The following is a 594-nucleotide window of genomic DNA, read 5'->3' as shown; positions in this document are numbered from 1 at the left end:
TCTGCGGCTCCGGCACCGCCGTGACCATACCCATACCCAGTTCGACCGGCAGCGTCACGCCCTCGGCATCGCCGATCGCGTTCACGAACACTTCCAGCGAACTGCTGCCCAGGCTGATCGCCTTGAACGACAGCGTCGCCAGCGTGAACGTGTCCGGCTGCAGCGCGATCAGGTCTTCCACCGTGTCGAACGAACTCTGGAAGATGTTGATCAGGCCCGGCGCCGACGACACCGAAAACAGCGAACCCAGGCTGAACACGTCCAGCCCTTCGCCGAACGTGACGCCGTACGACGTCATCACGAACGGGTCGTAGATGAAGTCGAAGTCGAAGCTGCCGACCGTGGCATCTCCCAGACCCGACACGATCAGATCGACGGTGAAGAAGTCGCCGACCGCGACTTCGGATGAGGACGGCACGGCCGTGACCACCTGGGCCTGGGCGGCTCCGGTGGCCAGCAGCGCCGAGGCAAGCAGTGCATTGACGAATTTCATGATGTAGGTCCCTTATGAATATACGAACTGCAGCCGATCACAGCGCACAGCGCGGCTTTGTGCAGAGGTTGGTGATCAGGCGCGTGTCCAGTGCCGTGATC

Annotated in this window: 1 protein-coding gene; it reads right to left on the bottom strand. The window is 62.1% G+C overall.

Going from position 1 to position 594, the window contains the following annotated elements:
- Positions 1–493 (bottom strand): cohesin domain-containing protein (locus ACTIFF_RS17750; RefSeq protein ID WP_439538030.1); only part of this gene is annotated, 493 nt, incomplete at its 3' end.
- Between the last annotated feature and the right edge of the window lie 101 nt (positions 494–594).

It is taken from the genome of Methyloversatilis sp. (assembly GCF_051861465.1).
Taxonomy (GTDB): domain Bacteria; phylum Pseudomonadota; class Gammaproteobacteria; order Burkholderiales; family Rhodocyclaceae; genus Methyloversatilis.
Note: the sequence above shows the minus strand (reverse complement) of the source record. Positions and strands in the feature narration are given on the sequence as shown.